We start from the raw sequence: 19,256 nt of genomic DNA on the forward strand, positions 1-19,256 counted from the left end.
GACTGTCATCAAACGCAGAAGGAAATGACGTATGAGCGAAACCATCCTGGTCACCGGCGCCGCCGGACAGCTCGGCCAGCGTGTCATCCATCACCTCATCGACACCTACAAGGTCGCCCCAGGCAGGATCGTCGCGGCAACGCGCAGCCCGGAAAAGCTCGTTGAGCTGGCGAACAAGGGCGTCGCCACCCGCAAGGCCGATTTCGATGATGCGGCCAGCCTGGAGAAGGCCTTCGCCGGCGTCGACCGGCTGCTGATCATCAGCACCGACGCGCTCGATACCCCCGGCAAGCGCCTCACCCAGCACAAGGCTGCCGTCGCTGCCGCCGCCAAGGCAGGCGTCAAACACATTGCCTATACTTCGATGCCTTCCCCGGACAATTCGCTCGTCATCTTCGCACCCGACCACCTCGGCACCGAAAACGCTATCAAGGCGAGCGGCATCGCCTATACGATCTTCCGCAACGCCTGGTATCACGACAATTACCTGCACGGCATGCCGCACAACCTGCAAGGCGGCAAATGGTACAGCGCCACGGGCGACGGCAAGATCTCGACTATTGCACGCGACGACTGCGCCCTGGCGATCGCCGCAGCGCTTGCCTCCGGCACCTCCGAAAGCGCCACCTATACCCTGACCGGCACTGAACTGCTGACCAACCGGCAGGTCGCCGCCACCGTCTCCGGGGCCGCCGGCAAGCCGCTCGACGTGGTCGACGTCAATGACGAGCAGCTCGGCCAGGGCATCCGCGGCGCCGGCCTCCCCGGCTTCATCGCCGACATGCTGGTCTCCGCCGACGCCAACATCCGCGCCGGCAAGTTCGAGATCATGACCGAAGACTTCATCAAGCTGACGGGTAAACAGCCGCAGCCGCTGAAGGATTTCTTCGTGGCGCATAAGGCTGCGTTGACGGCTGCTGGCGCCGATGCCCATTGAACATTCCGCTCATCCCTGCGCGTGTCGCAGGGATGAGCGGTCAGGTTTTGAATGAGAAAACCTCGTTACTGCAAACGAGTCATTCACGGCGCGGACGCGCCGTGGCTGGATTCCTGTGACAAGCACAGGAATGAGGGGCGGAAAGGTAACGCTTCCCGTTACCTGCTGTCTCAATGGCGACCGGAAATTCTGGCAACAGCGCTTATTTTGATCTCCCTCATTCCTGTGCTTGTCGCAGGAATCCAGTGCGCCCAAGTCCTTGGGCGCTGACGACCCAATACGCCCACTGCGCCTGCCGCCAGAAACGTCATGACTCGATTCCGGTCAAAACACAGAGGCAACGGCCTTCCTCAAACCTTCTGCCCGCATGCCCTGCAAAAACGCCTCACCGTTTCCGCCATGCCATATTCCAGCGCATCGGCAGTCAGTCCATGGCCAATGGAAACCTCGGCAAGCGCTGGAATGCGCTTCACCAGATCAGGCAGGTTTGCGACCGTCAGATCGTGCCCGGCATTGACGCCAAGGCCGATCGCCAGCGCCGCGTCTGCAGTCTTTCCCAGCGCTTCGAGGATGGGAGCCGCCCGTTCGGGCGCGTCGTAGCAGCCGCCATAGGGGCCGGTATAGAGTTCGATTCGGTCGGCGCCGACCGCCTTGGCGATCTTGACCGCTTCCGCATCGCCGTCGCCGTCGGCAAAGAGCGAGACCCGGCATCCCATCTTCTTCAGCCGGGCGACGACATCGGTGAGGAACGCCTGATGTTTGCGGAAATCCCAGCCGTGATCGGAGGTCGCCTGGGAGGGATCGTCGGGCACCAACGTCACCTGCTCGGGTGCAGCGCCGGCGCAGATTTTGAGGAATTCGTCAGTCGGGTATCCCTCGATGTTGAACTCGGCCTTGGGGAATTCATCGTCGATCAGGTTGCGGATAACGGGCAGGTCGGAAAAACGGATATGCCGCTGATCGGGGCGCGGATGCACCGTCAGGCCGCTGGCGCCTGATGCAAGGGCTATGCGCCCCAGGACTTCGACACTCGGCCAGGGCAGATCACGCCGGTTGCGCAGCATGGCAATAGCGTTGAGGTTCACGGAGAGCTTGGCTGGCATGGCGGGATTATCCATCGGTCTCGGAAACGGGTGGCCCCGCTTTTAAGCCAAGTGTCCGGCGATGGCCAACGAGAATCGCAGATGAATGCGACGCCGATCATTGATGGATCGGCATTACAACAGTGAGGAGCTACCAGGAATAGCAGTTCCCGCCGCTGCGAAGATGCGGCGGGTGCGGCGCGTGTTTTGCCAGAACCATCGCGCAAAGCCTGCAAAGCACGCCGTCGCGTTGCTATCCCATTTAAAAGAGATTATTTTTAGCACTTCTAAAAAAGATCGTTCACGCATAACGTGGACATTGTGTCGCGTAAACGTAGGCCGCGTACTGCTTCTTTCCCCATGTAAGACGCTCAGAGGAAACCCCACTCGCCGCGACCGGGAAGCAACTGGCAAATCCGCATGAGGTGCAACAAGATGCCCTAGGAGGGTTCATGCCAGACGGTTCCAAACGCCTGTTTGCTGCCGCCGGTATCGTTTCGGAGGCCCGGTCGAAATACCGGTTCCTGCCTTCGGCCGCGCTGCCGCCGGATCTACCGGGAGGTCCGGTGCCTATCGCCGATATGGCCAACGCATTCGGCGTTACGCACAGGACATTGCATTTCTACGAAGAAAAGGGACTGATCTCGGCCAATCGCATCGGCCTGATGCGGGTCTATGGCCAGGACGACGTGATGCGCATGGCCGTCATCACAGTCTGCCGCGAGACAGGCATGCCGATCGCGGTTATCCAGGAGTTGATGGACGAGCTTCGCAAGGCCGATTCGCAGGAAACAGCCGAGGCGATGTTTCGCGAGGCCTTGCAGGTGCGCAAGCGCGAACTGACGGCCGAAATGTCGACGCTGCACCGCCAGCTCCAACAGGTCGGCGATCTCCTGGATTTCGACGACGGCATGGAGACGCCGCCGCTCAACGACAATCAGGACAGTTCCAGCCTGACCGCGCAGGAACTGCGTTGCCTGGAACTGATGGCAGAGGGCTATTCCACCCAGCGCATCGCCCGGGCGCTCGACCTGAAGCATGACGAGACCCGCGATCTCGAAGCCGGCATCATCCTGAAATTCCGTGCCAACAATCGCTTCCAGGCAATCGCCAAGGCGGTCCTGCTCGGCATCGTGCAAGCTTAGCCCGGGTCGTGCCCGGACGTTCGCCACCGTCCCCTTCCCCCGGCCGAGCGTTGTCAGCGAACGATCGTCAGCGTCTCCGCCGCGCGCGTGATCGCGGTATAGAGCCAGCGTTCCCGCGTATCGCGAAAAGCCCAGCTCTCATCGAAGAGCACGACGTCATTCCATTGCGAGCCCTGCGCCTTGTGGACGGTCAGGGCATAACCGTAGTCGAACTCGTCATAGCGCTTGCGGGTGTTCCAAGGAATCTCGCCTTCGACATCCTCGAAGGCTTGTTTCAGCAGCTTGATCTTGGCCGCCCCGCGATCCATGTCGTCGTCCTCGGGACGGACGAGCAGATTGATGCCGGGCTTCGTCGTTTCCTTCGACGAGGTCATCACCTGCCAGAGCGAGCCGTTGAGCAGGCCCTTGGCCGGATCGTTCCGGAGGCAGACGAGCTTGTCGCCGGTCTGCGGATAATCGGCGGAAAAACCCTTCAATTCGCGCAGCCGCTGATTATAGCGCCGCCGCGTGCGGTTGGTACCGACGAGCACCTGGTCGGCATCGAGCACGAGCTGCTGCGTCACCTCATTCTTCGAAATCACCTTGGCGGTGCCGTAGTCGCCATACATGATCTCATTGCCTTCGCGCACCTGCATGGCGAGCTTGATGATCGGATTGTCGCGCGCCTGCCGGTGGATATCGGTCAGAAGATAATCCGGGTCCTGGTTGGTGAAGTAGCCGCCGCCGCTGACGGGCGGCAGCTGGCCGGGATCGCCAAGCACCAGGATCGGCGTGCCGAAGCTCATCAGGTCCTTGCCGAGCGCCTCGTCCACCATCGAGCATTCGTCGACGATGATCAGTGCCGCTTTCGCCACCGGGCTCTGCCGGTTGATCGCAAACATCGGCGCAATCGAAGTCTTGCCGGTTTCCTCGTCCTCCACCGCCTCCTCGCCACGCGGGCGATAGATCAGCGAATGAATGGTCTTGGCGTTGGAGGCGCCGCGCGAACGCAGCACCTGCGCGGCCTTGCCCGTAAAGGCGGCAAACAGCACGTCGCCGTCGACATTCTCGGCAAAATGCCGGGCAAGCGTCGTCTTGCCCGTTCCGGCATAGCCGAACAGGCGAAAGAGCGGCGAGCGCCCTTCGTTCAGCCATTTCGAAACAGCCTTCAGGGCTTCGTCTTGTTGCGGCGCAAATTGCATGATCGGACGACTTGGCAGGATTCGCCGCTATTAGGCAAGGCGGAAACTGACACCGCATGGCCGATGGCGGCAGATCCTGCCAAATCACCCGTCCCAGCCCCGGTCCACGCCGCCTGCGCACATCGACGGGTCCTGCGCCATCGCATCCATCAGAAAATCCAGAACAGTCTTGACGCGCAGCGGCATGTTGCGTCGCGAGGGATAGACGACGGTAACCGGCAGCCGGCTCGGCTGAAAATCCTTCATCACCGGGATCAGCCGCCCGGCGGCAATGTCGGGCATGGCGATGACGTGGGAGAGCACCGCAAGCCCCGCGCCGGCAAGGACCGCCCTGTGAATGGCGACGGCGTTACAGGCCGTCAGCCGCGGCGATATCCTGACGGATATGTCCTCCGAGCCATTCGAGAAGGACCATATGTTGGCCTCGCCTGCCCTGCTGTAGCACAGGCATTCATGGTCCTTGATGTCCTTCGGGGCGCGCGGCGCCGCCCTGCGTGCGAGATAGGCGGGAGAAGCGACGAGGAAAGCCGTCGTCCAGCCGATCCGCCGGCAGACGAGGCTGCTGTCGGCGACCGGGCCAAGGCGCACTTCGAGATCCAGGCGCTCCTCGATCATATCCGAGCTCTGCTCCCTGAAAAGCAGCTCGACCAACAGCTTCGGATGGGCCGCGAGAAGATCGCCCAGCCGCTCGCTGAGATAGAGGCCGAGCGGTGCCGGAACGCTCAGCCGGACCTTGCCCGAAGCGACCACTCCATCCGATCCGGCGGCATCGCCGAGCTCCTCCACCGCTTCGAGAATCCTGAGCGCCATCGGCAGCATCCGTTCCCCTTCCGCCGTCAGTGACAGGCCGCTCGTCGTGCGATGCAGGAGGCGCGTGTTGAAATGACCTTCGAGTGCGGCAACCTGCCGCGAGACCGCTGGCTGGGTCACGTCGAGATCGTGTGCTGCCGCTGAAAACGAGCCCGTCTCCACGACGCGTTGAAAGCTCCGCAATGCCGAAACGATATCCATGACAGCCCCCTCATACTTTTGCGCATAGGCTTTATGCCGCCAGACTAGGCGAGAATGGCTTTACAGTCCAGCAATTAAGGATATCGTTTATCCATAAGGATGCAAAATATCCTTAATTAGAGGAAAAAGACATGACCCAGCGATTGAACTACGCCCAGCAGTCCCCCGAACTTTTCAAGAAATTCATGGAATTCAGCATGGCGCTCCGCAGCAGCGTGATCGACGAGAAGCTGCAGGCCCTGGTCGAGATCCGCGCTTCGCAAATCAACGGATGCGGCTTCTGCCTCGACATGCATGTGAAGCAGGCCAAAATCCTCGGCGAGAGCGAGCTGCGGATCTATCACGTCGCCATCTGGCGGGAATCGAACCTGTTCATTCCCCGCGAGCGCGCAGCGCTGGCCTGGACCGAAGCGCTGACGAAACTTCCCGAGGGCGGCGTGCCCGACGAGATCTATGAGCGGGTTCGCGGCCAGCTTTCCGAAAAGGAAATCTCCGACCTGACCTTCGTTGTCATGGCCATCAATGCCTGGAACCGCGTCAATGTCGGCTTCAAGACCGTGCCCGGCACGGCCGACAAAGCCTATGGCCTCGATAAGGCAGGCCTGAACTAAGCCTCGCAATTCATAGAAGATTCAATTTTGACGCTGCCGCGCCGCGGCAGCGAAAGGAGATCCCTTATGAAAATCGTCGTCATCGGCGGGACCGGCCTCATCGGTTCGAAGACTGTCGAGCGCCTGCGCAAACGCGGGCATGAGGTGATTGCCGCCTCGCCGAACTCAGGCGTCAACACGATCTCCGGAGAAGGGCTGGCGGAAGCGCTTGCGGGCGCCCAGGTCGTGCTCGACCTTGCAAATTCACCCTCCTTCGAGGACCAGGCCGTGCTCGAATTCTTTGAGACCTCGGGACGCAATCTTCTCGCCGCCGAAAAGGCCGCAGGCGTCAAGCACCATATCGCCCTTTCGGTCGTGGGCACCGAGCGCCTGCAGGAAAGCGGCTATTTCCGCGGCAAGCTCGCCCAGGAAAAGCTGATCGAGTCCTCGGGCATTCCCTATACCATTGTGCATTCGACGCAGTTCATGGAATTCCTGAACGGCATCGCCCAATCCGGCACGGTCGGCCAGACGGTTCGGCTGTCGCCCGCCTATGTGCAGCCGATCGCGTCCGATGATGTTGCCGACGCCATGACCGATGTGGCGCTTTCAGCCCCGGCCAATGCGACGGTCGAGATCGCAGGTCCCGAGCGCGCCCGCCTCAGCGAGCTCGTCGCCCGCTACCTGACGGCGGTGAAAGACCCGAGGACCGTCGAGGCCGATGCAGAGGCGCGATATTTCGGCGCAAGGCTGAACGATCAGTCGCTCGTCTCCGATGATAATCCGCGGCTCGGCACGATCACCTTCGAAGAGTGGTTCGCCAAATCAGCCCGGTCGAAGTGATTGGCCTGCCTCAGGACGCGGCCGCTCGGACGCGTCCTCTCCACCTCAGCAACAAAGGAGATTCCCATGATCAGAGCATCAATCATCGCCGCCGCGCTCGCCTTTCTCGCCGCGACCGGTGCCGCCGCCCACGACAGCAGCAAATCCGCGAAGGTGACGCTCGTCTATGAGCACGAACTGCCGAACGTGCCGGGCAAGAGCATCAAGGGCGTGCTGGTCGAATACGGCCCGGGCGGCTTTTCCGAAGGCCATACCCACCCGGATTCGGCCTTCATCTACGCCACCGTGCTCGAAGGATCGATCCGCAGCCAGGTCAATGACGGCCCGGCCAAGGTCTATCAGGCCGGGGAGAGCTTTTCCGAAATGCCGGGCGACCGCCATGGCGTCAGCGCCAACGGCAGCGAGACCGAGCCCGCCCGCCTGCTCGCCGTCTTCGTCGTCGACACCAACCAGAAGGAATTGACCTTCCCGCTGCAGAACTGACGACCCGCCATTGGCTATCCGCGCAAATCCCGCGCTTGCGCGGGTGGCCGACATGCTGAATCAGGTGCCGCCGCCCCTTCCGGAGACAGACAGAGATGATCTACGACGCGCTCTTCGGCAAGCCGCTGATATCCCTGATCGTGGTCGGCTTTGCCGGTATCCTCGTCTGGTACTTCCTCTCCAGCCAGCGGCCGACGACGCGGCTGGTGGTGCAGATCCTCTTTTTTGCGGTGATGACGCTGATCCTCGTCGGCAGCGGCATCGAACCACACCGTTTCCAGGGATATCAGTCCGAAGACCCGCAGGCCCTGCTCGTCATCGTCGCCAAATCGCTCTGGTGGGTCCACCTGGCATGGGCCGTCATCGGTTTCATCAGGCTTTATCTGGTGCTGGAGGGCAGTCCGCGGGAGGCCCGGCTGCTTCAGGATCTCGTCATCGGCGTCGTCTATATCGGCATGGCGCTCTCGATCCTCGCCTTCGTCTTCGGCGTGCCGATCGGCACCCTCGTCGCGACGTCGGGCGTGGTCGCCATCATTCTCGGTCTGGCGCTCCAGAACACGCTCGCCGACGTCTTTTCCGGCATCGCGCTCACGCTCGGACGGCCCTATGTCATCGGCGACTGGATCCTTTTGAGCGACGGCACGGAAGGGCGCGTCGCCGAAAGCAACTGGCGCGCGACGCACATTCTGACCGGCGCAAACAATGTCGTCGTCCTGCCGAACAGCTTTCTCGCGAAACTCGGCCTGACCAATGTGAGTCGGCCGGACGAGACCCATCTCCTGATCCTCACCATCCGCATCGCCCCGACACGGATGCCGGCATCGGTCCGCCAGGTCATGCTCTCCGCGCTCACGAGCTGCAATACGATCGTGCGCGAGCCGCCGCCGGTCGTCGCGTTGAAGGGGCTGGATGCCACCGCGCTCGAAGTCGAGCTGCAGTTCCGGGTGACGAGCCCCAGCCAGCGCGTGCCGGCGCGAAACGAGGTGCTCGATCTCGTCTATCGCTATTGCAAATCCGCCGGCCTGCTTCTCGCCGTCCCACCCGCGGCCAATGTCCTCGCGGCCGACCTGCCCACGGAAGAAAACGCCAAGCCGCCGAGCGTCACACCGCTTGCGCTGATCGAAGCCATTCCGGTCTTTGCGACGCTGACATCAAATGAAAAGCAGAAACTCGCCGAAACCACCGCTGTCCGGCAGTTCCGCAGGGGCGATGTGATCGTGCGGGAGGGCGAGATGCTGCCCGCGCTGATGATGGTGCGCGCCGGCATCATCGTGGCGCGGCGCGAAGGCGAAGAGCGCGGGCGGTTTGCGCCGGGCGATTTCTTCGGCGAGACCGGCCTGCTCGCCGGCATGCTGGAGATCTGCGCCTTGGAGGCCCTGACCCCGGTGACGGTCTATGAAATCGACCAAGAGACCTTCGCGCCGCTGCTCACCGAACGCCCCGCTTTGGCCGAAGAGATCGCCGAAGCCCTCGCCGGCCGCGCCGAACGCTTCCGCGACGGCGCCGCCCTGCCTCCGGAACAGGTCCGCAACGCGCATGCCATCCTGAACACCATCAGAACCATTTTCAGGGCATGATCAGCCGGCGCGCTGGAGGACCCATTGAAACGTATTCTGCCAGATGTCCGCCGGCACCTCCTCGGATAAGGTGCCGACGAGATCGGAAAGCCGGACGGCTCTCAGCGTATTTCGCCAGGCCTCGTCGGCTTCCCACATGATGCGCGCGACCGCGCAAGGCTTGCTGTCGCAGTAGCCGGCGGGCCGGCACGGATTGTTCTCCCGGATATTCGTGCAGGTGAAGCTGCGCGCCTTTCCCTCGACCGCTTCGACGATGTCGAGGAAATTGATCTCGGACGGGGATCTCGCAAGCCTGTAGCCGCCGCTCGGGCCAAGCGTGGTATTGACGAGCGAGGCTTGCGAAAGGCTTTGCAGCGCCTTGGAGAGATATTCCTTCGGCAGACCATGAAGCTCGGCGAGCGCCTTGGTGGAGAGATACCTGCCCTCGGGCAGGCCCGCGAGAATGGCGCAGCAATGCAGCGCCCACTCGACCTGGCTTTTCAGGATCATTCAGCAACTCGCAATGGCTGGTTCCGCGAACCAAATTAAGGACATAGAATATCCGCAAGAGGGCATGATGTAAATGACCGGCGATGATAGTGAAGACATCCACCTTCGCCGAGCAGATCGTCCCGCAACCGCCATTTTCCGCGAAAAACTTTCGCTCAGCCGGGAATAAATTTGCGTCGTCCCGTGTCTCATCTCAGGTATCGCAGCATTGCGAGCCCAACCTGAGGAGAGACATCATGACATCCGTGAAATTCCTGTCCGTCGCGGCGGCAGCCGCCCTTGCCGCGAGTGCTGCTTTCGCCGCCCCTCCTGTCAAGGAAGTCGAATCCACCAAGGGCAAGGTGCTTGCCGGCGAAAACGGCATGACCCTCTACACCTTCAAGAAGGACGCCAAGGGCGTTTCCAACTGCTACGACGATTGCGCCAAGAACTGGCCTCCGCTGATGGCGGCTTCCGATGCCAAGGCCGATGGTCCATATTCGATCATCGAACGCAAGGACGGCACAAAGCAATGGGCCAAGGACGGGATGCCGCTCTATTACTGGGTCAAGGACAAGAAGGCCGGCGACATCACCGGCGACGGCGTCGGCGGCAACTGGGATCTCGCCAAACCTTGATCGTAGAGGCCCTGATCACAAGAGAACCGGCGTGAAGACACCCGCACCCGAAACATTCGAGGGCCAGATCCTGGCCCTCCTCCCCTCGCTCAGGCGCTATTCGCGCAGCCTGACGCGCTCGGATGCCGATGGCGAGGACCTGCTTCAGGATTGCGTCGAGAAGATTCTGACGCGCCGCGGCCAATGGCGCGGCCTCAATCTGCGCGGCTGGGTCCTGACCATCATGACCAATCTCTACCGCAACGGCCGGCGCGGCAAGGCACGCGCCGGCATGGTCGAGCTTGATGCCGCGGAGGATATGGCAGCGCCCGAACCGCCGGCCGATCCGCTGGAGCGCGCCCGGCTCAACGATGCGCTGAACAGCCTTTCGGAGGAGCACCGCGCCGTGCTGATGCTCGTCGTCATCGAGGGATATAGCTACAACGAGATCGCCGCCGCCCTCGATATCCCGATCGGCACCGTCATGTCGCGCCTATCGCGCGCCCGCCGGCGCGTCGCCGAGCACCTGAAGGCCGACAACGTCATTACGCTTCGGAGGCCGAAATGAACGAGACCAACCCGATCGTCACCGAAGCCGATCTCCACGCCTATGCCGACGGGCAACTGCCTGAAATGGCCCGCGCGCGCATCGAAGCCTACCTCGCCGACAATTCGGACGAAGCGGCGATGGTCGCCGAATGGCAGGCGCAGAATGCCGGCATCCGCTCGCTGTTTTCAGGCTACGAGAAGGCCAGGAAGACCGATCCTCTGCTGGTCGCGCTCCCGCGCGCAGTCTCGCCCACGCGAAATCGCTGGGCACTCGCCGCCGCAACCCTCGTCGTCTTCGTCCTCGGCGCCGTCAGCGGCCATTACGGCCCGGGCCTTCTGGAAAAGCCGGATCTGCAGCTTACCGGCTCCGTAACCTTTCCGAAACAGGCCGAGACCGCCTTTACCGTCTATGCCGCCGAGGTCCGCCATCCCGTCGAGGTCTTCGCCGACGAGGAGGCTCATCTCGCCACCTGGCTCGGCAAGCGCCTGGCGATCGAAAACCTCAAGATCCCGAACCTGCAGCCGCTCGGCTTCAAGCTGGTCGGCGGCCGCCTGCTGCCGGTCGACGGCAAGCCGGGGGCGATGTTCATGTACGAGAACCAGGCCGGCGAGCGCCTGACCGTCATGGTCGGGCGCCATCGGGAAAACCGCACGACCAGCTTCCGCTTCGCCTCGTCAGGTAATCTCGAAACCTTTTACTGGATCGACGGAGAGCTCGGCTATGCGGTCACCGGCGAAATCTCGCGCGAAGCGCTGCGCGCGGTGGCCGAGGAGTGCTACCGGCAGTTTCCGTCGTGACGCTCAGCGCAGCGGATCGTTGCCAAGCTCGATCGGCTTGCCATGCGGCGTCGCTTCCGCCGCCCGCTGCCAGCTCTTTTGCAGATCAAGGATGGCGGAGGCATCCACCACGCCACGACTGACCAGCATGCCCGAAAGCGCCGCCACCCAGCAGTCGAAATAGTCGCTGCCGTCCTCGGCCCGGCCGGGCTGATGCAATTCGTTTGAGAGAGCCGCCGCCCACTCGCTCCAGGAAAACAGCCCCTTCTCATGCAGATGCACGGTCATGGCGAAAGCTTCGGCCGCCCAGGGTTCGGGGAAGACGGGATCACCCTCCGGCGACTTCGGCAGGCCCGGAGATTGCGAGAGCTGAGAGGGGTTTTCACACGCGCTCAAGATAGCTCTCCCACGCATCGATCGAGACCGTGAGCGACGGGTCGGCGCCCTCGCCCCAGACCTCAGTGCCGTCGAAGACGACGGTATAAAGCCATTGCGGGTTCTCGCCCCTGCCATGCGCATTGTCGTCGGGAAAGACGAAGGAACCCTGCACCGCTTCGACGATACCGGTCTTGGCCCTGGCATAACGCGGCAGGCGCGTATGGGTCGCCGGATTGAAATTCCTCGTCCGCACCGTCTCGCCGACCGCAAAGATCGGCGCGGCCTCGACAGGACGATCGCATGGCCCGCCTTTCGCGAGAACTGCCGGCACCATCTCTGCCTTCAGCACCCGTTTGGGCGCCGCCCCATCCTGCAGCCGATGCCCGGACAACAGCTCCTCGCGCGTCACAAAACCGTGCCGTTCGAGCAGGGTCTCGACGCCTCGTATCCAGATCTCGTAATAGCTCGCCGCGAGATAATCGGCCGGCGGAATGTTTTCGCGCGCATGCCGGCTTTCATCGATCGTCCAGGCCCCGAAAGCGCCGCAGGAAAGCGTGATGCCGAGCGCCCGCTTTTCCCATTCCATATGGAAATAAGGCTCGTCCTTTTCAGGCGCGACCGGCCCGAAACCCATCTGCCCGCCGAGATCGTGCGGTCCGTTCATGACAGAGCCTCCGGGCTGCCTGCAACAGCCGTCCCGATCATCGCATCGCGGCTGACGAGACCAGCCAACGCGGCCTCGTCCATGCCCTCCGTACCTTTGGGTCGCTCGGGGATGACGAGATAACGCAGCTCCGCCGTCGAATCCCAGACGCGGATCTTTTTCCCCTCAGGCAGCGTCAGCCCGAACTCGGCCAGCACGCCGCGCGGATCGATGACGGCGCGCGAGCGATAGGCCGGCGCCTTGTACCAGACCGGCGGCAGGCCGAGCACCGACCAGGGATAACAGGAGCAGAGCGTGCAGACGATGAGGTTATGGGTGTCGGGCGTATTGAAGACGGCGCGCATATGCTCGCCCTGCCGGCCGGTAAACCCAAGGCTCGCAATCGCCGCCGTCGCATCGCGCTTCAGCCAGTCCGCGAATTCCGGATCGCTCCAGGCCTTGGCGACGACACGCGCACCATTTCGCGGCCCCACCTTCGTCTCATAAGTCTCGACAATCGCATCGATCGCCGCCGGATCGATCAACCCCTTCTCCGTCAGCAGCGTCTCCAGCGCTTTGACGCGCGCCTGCATGTCGGAATAGTGATTGTCTCCGTCATGCCCATGGGCATGACGATGGAGATCGTCGTGGTCATGGTCGTGCAAGGCAATGTCCTCCCAGAACGGAGCGTCCGTTTCTTATCTCCGCGGTAGCCCGGACACCCCTTCCACCCAGCGGGGAGAAGGGGACTCGCGGCAAGGCCCGGCCCTTCCTCAAAGCATTCTCGCATAAACATCTCTTCTCTTTCTATCACACCCCAAAACCCCGCCAAGCCCTCCTATCCCCCTCGAACTTTTCCGCTAATCTCCTGCCATGAACATCCTGATTCTCGACGCAACCGGCTTCATAGGCTCCGTCGTCGCGGCCCGGCTTGCGGCTGATGGGGATGCCGTGACCGGGCTCGGCCGCAATCCCGCACGAGCGCGCTTGAAGCAGCCGGCGATAAACTGGCGGCGGGCTGATCTCTCGCGCATGACGAAGGCTGAGGATTGGGAGGATATTCTTAAGGACCAGCATGTCGTCGTCAATTGCGCCGGCGCGCTGCAGGACGGCCTATCGGACGATCTGGCGGCCACTCAGGCAGAGGCGATGCTGGCGCTTTATGCCGCCGCGAAAGGCTCCCATCCTCTGATCGTGCAGATATCGGCAAGGACGGCCGGCGCGGCCGGCGAACTGCCTTTCCTCGCCACCAAGCGGCAGGCCGACGAGGCGCTGGCGGCAAGCGGCCTGCCTCACCTCATCCTGCGCCCTGCCCTCGTTCTCGGCCGCAACGCCCATGGCGGCTCGTCGCTCATCCGGGCGCTTGCCGCCTTTCCCCTGGCGCTGCCGCTCACCCATGCGCAAAGCCCGGTCGAAACGCTTTCCGTGGATGACGTGGCGGAGGCCGTGTCGCGGGCGGTCGCAGGCGATCTGCGCGGGGATATCGTTCTTGCCGCCGACGAGGTGCTGACGCTCGCCGATCTCGTGCGCCTTCACCGGCAATGGCTGGGCCTGCCGCCCGCCCGCGTGATTTCCCTTGGCGCCTGGCTTGCGCGGCCCGTGACCTGGCTCGCCGATGCCGCGGGCCTGCTCGGCTGGCGTTCGCCGCTGCGCTCGACAGCGACGACAGTCATGTCCGAAGGCATCAAAAGCGCGAAGGCGGAGAGCGGCCTTGCCGCGACATCAGCCGTGGCAACGCTTTCGGCCAATCCCTCCGGCGTGCAGGATCTCTGGTTCGCCAGGCTCTATCTCCTGAAGCCGCTGGTCATAGCAGGCCTGTCGGTCTTCTGGCTGCTCTCCGGCCTGATTCCGCTGCTGGCGGTGCAGAAGGCCTCCGCGCATTTCCTGCCCTTCATGCCCGAAGCGGCGGCGACGGTGCTGACGCTTGTCACTTGCCTCATCGATATCGCGCTCGGCGCCGCCGTCCTTGTCCGCCCGCTCGCCGGACGCGCCCTCCTCGGCATGCTCGCCGTCTCACTGGCCTATCTCACAGGCGGCACACTTCTCGAACCCGCCCTCTGGCTCGATCCGCTCGGCCCGCTCGTCAAGGTGCTGCCGTCCATCCTGCTGACGCTCACGGCGCTTGCCACCCTGGATGAACGCTGATGCTCGAGCAATGGCTACTGCTTGCCCATGTCATCGGCGCGACCGTGCTCTTCGGCACCGGCGCCGGCATCGCCTTTTTCATGGTGATGGCGCACCGCACGCGCGATCCCGTGCTGATCGCCCATGTCGCGGCAACCGTCGTCATCGCCGACACCGTCTTCACGGCGACCGCTGCCCTTCTCCAGCCGGTGAGCGGCTATCTCCTGGCGCGGTCGATCGGCTGGGACCTGTCGGAGGGCTGGATTGCGCTGTCGCTGCTGCTTTATGTCGTGACCGGCCTGTTCTGGCTGCCGGTCGTCTGGATTCAGATCCAACTGCGCGACCTCGCCCGCGCCGCGGCAAGCTCGGGAAGCGCTCTGCCGCCGAGCTATGACAGCCTCTACCGCATCTGGTTCGCCTTCGGCTTTCCGGCCTTCACGGCCGTCCTCAGCATATTCTGGCTGATGCTGACGAAACCCTCGATCGCTCTATTTTAGCATCGGCCAGAGGCTCGTCACCAGAAGCACCGCCATGCTGACATTGAACCATTTCAGCCGCACCGGATCGGACAGCCATTCCCGGAGCGCCGAACCGAAACCTGCCCAGGTCGAGACACTCGGCACGTTGACCACCGCGAAAGCCAGGCCGACGATCAGCACGCTCAAGAGGTAGAGCTCGGGATTGGTATAGGTCGCCATCGCGGTCACCGCCATCACCCAGGCTTTCGGATTGACCAATTGGAAGGCTGCCGCCGGGACAAAGGACATTGGCGCAGCGCCACTCTTACCCTCGCTGAGCGAGCGCGACGAGGCGATCTTCCAGGCAATCCAGACGAGATAGGCGCCGCCGGCGAACTTCAGCGCCGTATAGACCACGGGCATCGTGTGCAGCAGCGCCCCGATCCCGAAACCAACGCCGATCAGCAGCGAGAAGAAACCGGCGCCAATGCCGAACATATGCGGGATCGTTCGGCGGAGGCCGAAAATTCACGCCCGAGGCGAAGAGCATCATATTGTTCGGCCCCGGCGTGATCGAAGTGGTGAAGGCGAAGAGAACGAGGGCATCGCCGATGCCATCGCATCATTGTCATGGTGACAGGATTACTTGAAAGATAGCGGCGCAGCCCAATCTCTTCCCCAGGATCAAGACCATGCAGGACGACCCTATCCCATCGATCACATTCCCGAACGGCACGGAAGTGCCGGCGCTCGGCCAGGGAACCTGGGCCATGGGCGAGGATGCCGGCCATGCGAGCGCCGAGATCGAGAGCCTCAGAGCCGGCATCGATCTCGGCATGACGCTGATCGACACCGCCGAAATGTATGGCGACGGCGGCGCCGAAGAGATCGTTGGCGAGGCGATCAAGGGACGGCGCGACGAGGTCTTCATCGTCAGCAAGGTCTATCCCTGGAACGCCAGCCTGAAAGGCACGATCGAAGCCTGCGAACACAGTCTCGAACGCCTCGGCACCGACCGCATCGATCTCTATCTCCTGCACTGGCGCGGCAACTATCCGCTTGCCGAGACCGTCGCCGCCTTCGAGATGCTGAAGGCCTCCGGCAAGATCGGCGCCTGGGGCGTCTCCAACTTTGATACCGACGACATGGAGGAACTGCTTGGCGTGCCCGACGGCGCCAATGTCGCCGCTAACCAGGTGCTGTACAACCTCACCCGCCGCGGCGTCGAGTTCGACCTTTTGCCCTGGTGCCGGAGCCGCGGCATCCCCGTTATGGCCTATTCGCCAATCGAGCAGGGGCACGTCCTCCATCATCCGGAACTAATTCACATCGCAAAGGCCTACCAGGCGACACCAGCCCAACTGGCGCTCGCCTTCCTCCTGAAACGCGACGGCGTCATCGCCATCCCGAAGACCTCGAATGCCGAACGCGTTCGCGAAAACCGCGACTGTATCTCGCTTGATATCACCGACGAGGATTGGCAAGCGCTCGACGCCGCCTTCCCGCCACCGGCCAGGAAAAAGCCGCTGGAGATGCTGTGATCGACAGCGGCTACCCAGCTAAGAGCCCCTCATCCGGCTGCCGCCACCTTCTCCCCGCTTGCGGGGCGAAGGGGATATGCCGCACCGGCTTCATCCACCTCGACGTTGTATTTGGCACGTCGCCTCGCCCCGTTTACGGGGAAGGGTTAGGGTGAGGGGCAGCTTATCGGCACGGACCTGACAGCGGTAGCAGGCTCACATCCCCTGCGCGCCGCGGTTCATTGCCGCGATGCCGGTGCGGCAGACCTCGATCAGGCCCAGCGGCTTCATGATCGCGATGAACTGGTCGATCTTCGACGACTTGCCCGTTATCTCCAGGATAAAGTGGTCGATCGTCGCATCCACCACCTTGGCATGGAAGGCATCGGCAAGGCGCAGTGTCTCGGCGCGCATGTCGCCCTCGCCGATCACCTTGACCAGCGCCACTTCACGCTCGATCGGCCGATCCTGGCCGAGTTCACGGGCTCGTACCGTGAGATCGACGACGCGGTGCACCGGCACGATGCGCTCGAGCTGCGCCTTGATCTGCTCCAGCACGTGCGGCGTCCCGCGGGTGACGATGGTGATGCGGGAAAGATGTGCCTGGTGCTCGGTCTCGGAGACGGTGAGGCTCTCGATATTGTAGCCGCGGCCGGAGAACAGGCCGATGACGCGGGCAAGGACGCCGGGCTCGTTGTCGACGAGAACCGAGAGCGTGTGGCTCTCGACCGCGGTCGTTTCCGGAGAGATGAAATAGGCAGAGCCCGTGGGCTGAAGGTGTGCGTTCATGGTCCTGGGTTTCCTCTCGCCGCATAACCCCGAAAAATCGGCCACGATTTTCGGAAAGGATTATGCGCAATTATTAAGTCTTAGACGAGCTGGCGGCCCTTGGCGTCGATCGCGTTGGCAACCGCTTCGTCGGTAGCTTCGTCGGGCAGCAGCATCTCGTTATGCGCCTTGCCCGAGGGGATCATCGGGAAGCAGTTGGCGAGATTGGCGACGCGGCAATCGAAAATGACCGGCTTCTTGACTTCGATCATCTCGACGATGGCATCGTCGAGCTCGTCCGGCTTGTCGCAGCGCAGGCCGACCGCGCCATAGGCTTCCGCCAGTTTGACGAAATCGGGCATCGCTTCCGTATAGGAATGCGACAGGCGGTTGCCGTGCAGCAGCTGCTGCCACTGGCGCACCATGCCCATATACTGGTTGTTCATGATGAAGATCTTGATCGGCGCATCGTACTGAATCGCCGTCGACATTTCCTGGATGCACATCTGGATCGAGGCGTCGCCGGCAATGTCGATGACGAGGCTGCCGGGATGAGCGATCTGGACGCCGAGGGCGGCCGGCAAGCCGTAGCCCATCGTGCCGAGGCCGCCCGAGGTCATCCAGCGGTTCGGCTGCTCGAAACCGAAGAACTGTGCTGCCCACATCTGATGCTGGCCGACTTCGGTCGTGATGTAGGTGTCGCGGTCCTTGGTATGCGCAAAGAGCCGCTCTAGCGCATATTGCGGCATGATGACGTCGTTATTCTTCGTATAGGCGAAGGAGTTTCGCGCGCGCCAGCGGGCGATATCGCTCCACCAGCCTTCGAGGCGATTCTTCTCCGGCTTCTTCGGCAGCGCCCGCCACAGGCGGACCATGTCTTCGAGGACATGGCCGACATCGCCGCGGATGCCGATGTCGACGCGGACGTTCTTGTTGATCGAGGACGGATCGATATCGATATGGATCTTCTTCGAGTTCGGCGAGAAGGCGTTGAGGCGGCCGGTGATGCGGTCGTCGAAGCGGGCGCCGATGCAGACCATGACGTCGCAATCATGCATCGCCATGTTGGCTTCGTAGGAGCCGTGCATGCCGAGCATCTTCAGCCAGTTCTTGCCCGAGGCGGGATAAGCGCCGAGACCCATCAGCGTCGAGGTGATCGGGAAATCGGTGAGCTCGACCAGCTCGCGCAGCAGCTTGGAGGCTTCGGGGCCGGAATTGACGACGCCGCCGCCGGAATAGATGATCGGACGGCGCGCATTCGCCATCATCTCGATCGCAGCATGAATCTGGTTGAGGTCGCCCTGGATCTTCGGCTGGTAGCTCTTCTGGATCGCGTAATCGGCGGGCGGCGTGTAGGTGCCGGTCGCAAACTGCACGTCTTTCGGAATGTCGACGACGACGGGGCCCGGACGGCCGGACTGGGCGATGCGGAAGGCCTCATGAATGATGGCGGCGAGCTGATTGACGTCCTTGACCAGCCAGTTGTGCTTGGTGCAGGGCCGGGTGATGCCGACCGTGTCGCATTCCTGGAAGGCGTCGGAGCCGATCAGTGGGGTCGGAACCTGACCGGTCAGGCAGACGAGCGGGACCGAATCCATCAGTGCATCCTGCAGCGGCGTGACCGCATTGGTAGCGCCCGGACCCGAGGTCACCAGCATGACGCCGACCTTGCCGGTGGAGCGGGCGTAGCCTTCGGCCGCATGGCCGGCACCCTGCTCGTGGCGGACGAGAATGTGCTTGATCTCGTCCTGCTGGAAGATCTCGTCATAGATCGGCAGAACCGCGCCGCCGGGATAGCCGAAGATATGTTCGACGCCATTATCCTTCAGCGCCTTGAGAACGATCTCCGCCCCCGTCATCCGATTGCCTGCCGCCTGATTGTCCGTGCTCATCTGTGTCTGTTCCGTTTGATGCTGGGATTTGCGTTTGTGGCCGGGAGCCCGATTTCGGGCACAAAAAAAGGCCCCGGAGGACCTGTCATCTAGCGCATGGGTGGCAATCGCCGGATGGTTACACCATCCTGCCCATGCGCCTTCCCACCACGATAAGAGCCGTTGCGATTTTCATGGCGGGAAGTGATAGACAGAAAATTTCGCAGCGTCAAC

At 62.7% G+C, this 19,256-nt stretch carries 21 protein-coding genes and 1 pseudogene; 12 read left to right on the top strand and 10 right to left on the bottom strand.

Annotation, left to right across the window (positions count from 1 at the left end):
* Positions 1 to 31 precede the first annotated feature (31 nt).
* Positions 32 to 937 (top strand): SDR family oxidoreductase, encoded by a 906-nt coding sequence (locus NL154_RS12975; protein ID WP_221145481.1) that lies wholly within the window; start codon positions 32 to 34, stop codon positions 935 to 937.
* A gap of 350 nt (positions 938 to 1,287) precedes the next feature.
* Here NL154_RS12975 and NL154_RS12980 read toward each other — a convergent pair whose 3' ends face one another.
* On the bottom strand, positions 1,288 to 2,040 hold the full coding sequence (locus NL154_RS12980; RefSeq protein ID WP_434732780.1) for a pyridoxine 5'-phosphate synthase: 753 nt from the start codon (positions 2,038 to 2,040) through the stop codon (positions 1,288 to 1,290).
* 431 nt (positions 2,041 to 2,471) lie between these two features.
* Here NL154_RS12980 and NL154_RS12985 point away from each other — a divergent pair, with 431 nt between their 5' ends.
* Complete coding sequence (locus NL154_RS12985; protein ID WP_221145482.1) at positions 2,472 to 3,164, top strand: MerR family transcriptional regulator; 693 nt, start codon at positions 2,472 to 2,474, stop codon at positions 3,162 to 3,164.
* A 53-nt stretch (positions 3,165 to 3,217) separates the two neighbouring features.
* Here the strand turns inward: NL154_RS12985 and NL154_RS12990 are convergent, their stop codons facing one another.
* Both NL154_RS12990 and NL154_RS12995 read right to left on the bottom strand, forming a co-directional pair.
* Complete coding sequence (locus tag NL154_RS12990) at positions 3,218 to 4,345, bottom strand: ATP-dependent DNA helicase (RefSeq protein ID WP_210630692.1); 1,128 nt, start codon at positions 4,343 to 4,345, stop codon at positions 3,218 to 3,220.
* Positions 4,346 to 4,429: 84 nt separating this feature from the next.
* Positions 4,430 to 5,356, bottom strand: a complete 927-nt coding sequence (locus NL154_RS12995) for a LysR family transcriptional regulator (protein WP_221145483.1) — start codon at positions 5,354 to 5,356, stop codon at positions 4,430 to 4,432.
* Between the two features lie 131 nt (positions 5,357 to 5,487).
* On the opposite strand from NL154_RS12995, the gene NL154_RS13000 reads away from it, so the two are divergent.
* From NL154_RS13000 to NL154_RS13015, 4 genes are all read left to right on the top strand, one after another.
* Positions 5,488 to 5,967, top strand: a complete 480-nt coding sequence (locus NL154_RS13000; protein WP_085778718.1) for a carboxymuconolactone decarboxylase family protein — start codon at positions 5,488 to 5,490, stop codon at positions 5,965 to 5,967.
* 66 nt (positions 5,968 to 6,033) lie between these two features.
* On the top strand, positions 6,034 to 6,789 hold the full coding sequence (locus NL154_RS13005; RefSeq protein WP_210630687.1) for an SDR family oxidoreductase: 756 nt from the start codon (positions 6,034 to 6,036) through the stop codon (positions 6,787 to 6,789).
* A 66-nt stretch (positions 6,790 to 6,855) separates the two neighbouring features.
* On the top strand, positions 6,856 to 7,272 hold the full coding sequence (locus tag NL154_RS13010) for a cupin domain-containing protein (protein WP_210630685.1): 417 nt from the start codon (positions 6,856 to 6,858) through the stop codon (positions 7,270 to 7,272).
* A 95-nt stretch (positions 7,273 to 7,367) separates the two neighbouring features.
* Complete coding sequence (locus NL154_RS13015) at positions 7,368 to 8,849, top strand: cyclic nucleotide-binding domain-containing protein (protein ID WP_434732781.1); 1,482 nt, start codon at positions 7,368 to 7,370, stop codon at positions 8,847 to 8,849.
* Here NL154_RS13015 and NL154_RS13020 read toward each other — a convergent pair whose 3' ends face one another.
* Positions 8,850 to 9,338, bottom strand: coding sequence for an RrF2 family transcriptional regulator (locus NL154_RS13020; protein WP_210630681.1), 489 nt, complete (start codon positions 9,336 to 9,338; stop codon positions 8,850 to 8,852).
* A 236-nt stretch (positions 9,339 to 9,574) separates the two neighbouring features.
* Here NL154_RS13020 and NL154_RS13025 point away from each other — a divergent pair, with 236 nt between their 5' ends.
* Genes NL154_RS13025 through NL154_RS13035 form a run of 3 tightly spaced genes read left to right on the top strand, consistent with a single transcriptional unit; the run spans position 9,575 to position 11,281 of the window.
* Positions 9,575 to 9,955, top strand: a complete 381-nt coding sequence (locus tag NL154_RS13025; RefSeq protein ID WP_221145485.1) for a COG4315 family predicted lipoprotein — start codon at positions 9,575 to 9,577, stop codon at positions 9,953 to 9,955.
* Positions 9,956 to 9,986: 31 nt separating this feature from the next.
* Entirely contained in the window at positions 9,987 to 10,502 is a 516-nt protein-coding gene (locus NL154_RS13030) for an RNA polymerase sigma factor (protein WP_434732782.1), read from the top strand.
* Positions 10,499 to 11,281 carry an anti-sigma factor family protein gene (locus NL154_RS13035; RefSeq protein WP_434732783.1) on the top strand — a complete coding sequence of 261 codons (783 nt, stop codon included), beginning with the start codon at positions 10,499 to 10,501 and terminating at the stop codon, positions 11,279 to 11,281. The genes NL154_RS13030 and NL154_RS13035 overlap by 4 nt, the downstream gene beginning before the upstream one ends.
* Positions 11,282 to 11,284: 3 nt before the next feature.
* Here the strand turns inward: NL154_RS13035 and NL154_RS13040 are convergent, their stop codons facing one another.
* From NL154_RS13040 to nthA, 3 genes are read right to left on the bottom strand one after another with little or no spacing between them, the layout of a single operon-like run.
* Positions 11,285 to 11,656: a nitrile hydratase accessory protein gene (locus NL154_RS13040; protein WP_210630674.1), complete on the bottom strand. Its 372-nt coding sequence runs from the start codon at positions 11,654 to 11,656 to the stop codon at positions 11,285 to 11,287.
* Complete coding sequence (nthB, locus tag NL154_RS13045; protein WP_210630673.1) at positions 11,643 to 12,302, bottom strand: nitrile hydratase subunit beta; 660 nt, start codon at positions 12,300 to 12,302, stop codon at positions 11,643 to 11,645. The genes NL154_RS13040 and nthB overlap by 14 nt, the downstream gene beginning before the upstream one ends.
* Complete coding sequence (nthA, locus tag NL154_RS13050) at positions 12,299 to 12,946, bottom strand: nitrile hydratase subunit alpha (RefSeq protein WP_210630672.1); 648 nt, start codon at positions 12,944 to 12,946, stop codon at positions 12,299 to 12,301. Before nthA ends, nthB begins: the two co-directional genes overlap by 4 nt.
* Positions 12,947 to 13,154: 208 nt before the next feature.
* Between nthA and NL154_RS13055 the strand changes: the two genes are divergently transcribed.
* Both NL154_RS13055 and NL154_RS13060 read left to right on the top strand, forming a co-directional pair.
* Positions 13,155 to 14,426 carry an SDR family oxidoreductase gene (locus NL154_RS13055; RefSeq protein WP_434732784.1) on the top strand — a complete coding sequence of 424 codons (1,272 nt, stop codon included), beginning with the start codon at positions 13,155 to 13,157 and terminating at the stop codon, positions 14,424 to 14,426.
* The gene (locus NL154_RS13060) at positions 14,426 to 14,902 is read left to right on the top strand and encodes a DUF2269 family protein (RefSeq protein WP_434732785.1); all 477 of its coding nucleotides are present in this window, start codon (positions 14,426 to 14,428) and stop codon (positions 14,900 to 14,902) included. The genes NL154_RS13055 and NL154_RS13060 overlap by 1 nt, the downstream gene beginning before the upstream one ends.
* Here the strand turns inward: NL154_RS13060 and NL154_RS13065 are convergent.
* A pseudogene (locus NL154_RS13065) lies at positions 14,894 to 15,476 on the bottom strand (LysE family translocator). The gene NL154_RS13060 and the pseudogene NL154_RS13065 sit on opposite strands and share 9 nt — an antisense overlap.
* A gap of 79 nt (positions 15,477 to 15,555) precedes the next feature.
* On the opposite strand from NL154_RS13065, the gene NL154_RS13070 reads away from it, so the two are divergent.
* On the top strand, positions 15,556 to 16,404 hold the full coding sequence (locus tag NL154_RS13070; RefSeq protein WP_210630669.1) for an aldo/keto reductase: 849 nt from the start codon (positions 15,556 to 15,558) through the stop codon (positions 16,402 to 16,404).
* A gap of 195 nt (positions 16,405 to 16,599) precedes the next feature.
* Here the strand turns inward: NL154_RS13070 and ilvN are convergent, their stop codons facing one another.
* Both ilvN and NL154_RS13080 read right to left on the bottom strand, forming a co-directional pair.
* On the bottom strand, positions 16,600 to 17,172 hold the full coding sequence (ilvN, locus tag NL154_RS13075; protein ID WP_210630667.1) for an acetolactate synthase small subunit: 573 nt from the start codon (positions 17,170 to 17,172) through the stop codon (positions 16,600 to 16,602).
* Between the two features lie 80 nt (positions 17,173 to 17,252).
* Positions 17,253 to 19,043: an acetolactate synthase 3 large subunit gene (locus NL154_RS13080; RefSeq protein WP_434732786.1), complete on the bottom strand. Its 1,791-nt coding sequence runs from the start codon at positions 19,041 to 19,043 to the stop codon at positions 17,253 to 17,255.
* Between the last annotated feature and the right edge of the window lie 213 nt (positions 19,044 to 19,256).

The organism is Rhizobium sp. YTUHZ044, from assembly GCF_051123975.1.
Classification (GTDB): domain Bacteria; phylum Pseudomonadota; class Alphaproteobacteria; order Rhizobiales; family Rhizobiaceae; genus Rhizobium.